Here is a 1580-nt window from a genome sequence, read left to right on the forward strand (position 1 = left end):
GGTAAATCTTCGGCGTTAATCGGTTGAATCAAATTTTGTAACATCAGTAGATACCTCTGAATTTCTTTCTAGTCTGTCCCAATATTCAGTCAATTTCCTGCCCAGTTGCATCCGCTCTTAAATTTGAGTAAAACTAATTTTTGCTGCCACTATTTCTATTTTAGAACAATACTTTCACCAAAATGAAAAATGCTCGATTTGTAGGTTGGGTTTCGTTCCTCAACCCAACTAACGATAAAATGGCGAAGTATTGTTTGAAAAATCGTGGTTTTAACACGAACGCCACTAAGTTTAGATTGTTTGATTAGAGGCTGAGCCTCCTTTCTTTGTTCCCCGGCTGAGCCGGGGAACGAGATGGATACTGTTATCTAAAAAGTAGTCTGCCACCTAGTAGTATCCCAAGTAGGATATTTTTTTGTGCCTACCTTAAAAAAACCGGTTTCTCATGCGTTATTCCGATGTGTTTTTTAGTCTTACTAGAGTAGTCTATCTTAAAAAAGTTATTTTTCCGACTTTAGGTTGTCACATTCTTTAACTCTATCTTCCGGAATAGTATGTGACATCTAAGGTGACGTTAGATCTCAGTAACGTAGGTACTATTTAACATACTAATTCGTAATCAACCGCTTTTGGATACTTGGGGTCAAAACCGCGTTTTAGCCATAAGCAAGCCTTATCCAGCAAGGATTTGGGCAAATTAATTAACTTTACTTATTACTCTTAGCGGCTGTTTTGGGATATCCCGTTTTTGTGGCAATAATAAAAACTTATTTAAATGTCGGCTGGGTTAGGCACGGGCAATAAATTCAGCACCAAAAGCAATCATTAACTTCTCGTGTCCTAACCCACCATCATGCTTTTTTGTAACAGAAGAAACATTTTTGAGCGTAAGCTCTAAAGACCCGTCCAGATTAGGTTAAGCCAGCAAAAACCGGGTTTCTTGTTTGAGCAAGCCACTCTTTATGGCCTAATCTTCTCCAAGAAACCCGGTTTATATATCCTTCATACATATTTGTTTGCAAACAGCCTGTAAGTACGGTAGAGCGACTGTATTTAGAAATCGATCTGCCATTTATTCAGATCGGAAAAGTCGAACGTTTTACCCGCAGTAGACCCGTTATAAACCAAGCCAGTCAAGGTATAGGAAGTTCGTCCATCATTTATTCCATCGGTATCGAAGACTTCGACTTCACCATTACCCTTCCACTGCCATTTCTCCATATATTTGACTGCTTGGGCTAGTAACGCTCGCTGTGATGATGATTCATAGCTTAAGTAAAAACACTGAGAGTCAACGCAAATACCAGTCTCGTGCCAATAACTATTTCGCATCATTGCCAAGGCGCGAAACGTACCGCCGGCGACCATCTCCAACTCCTCTTCAGCGAGTTCGTAGTCGTCGAGTTCGTCGGAGTTGAGTTCTATTTTCTCTAATGCCCAGCCCATCGCAACTTGCAGATCGGAGGCGCTAAACTCATAGCCTTTTTCGGCGGCGATTTCAAAAAAAGCTTGCGGATTTGCAGCGGTTTCTAGTTGGGATTTGAGTTCCGCATCTTGTTCGATCTCCATACAAAAATTGT

Annotated in this window: 1 protein-coding gene; it reads right to left on the minus strand. The window is 40.7% G+C overall.

Annotated features, from left to right (window positions below; genetic code table 11):
• Positions 1-1053: 1053 nt before the first annotated feature.
• Positions 1054-1580: Nif11-like leader peptide family natural product precursor (locus H6S82_RS32350; protein WP_191057434.1), on the minus strand; the 527-nt coding region annotated here is incomplete at its 5' end.

Source organism: Planktothrix sp. FACHB-1355 (genome assembly GCF_014748295.1).
Taxonomy (GTDB): domain Bacteria; phylum Cyanobacteriota; class Cyanobacteriia; order Cyanobacteriales; family Aerosakkonemataceae; genus Aerosakkonema; species Aerosakkonema funiforme_A.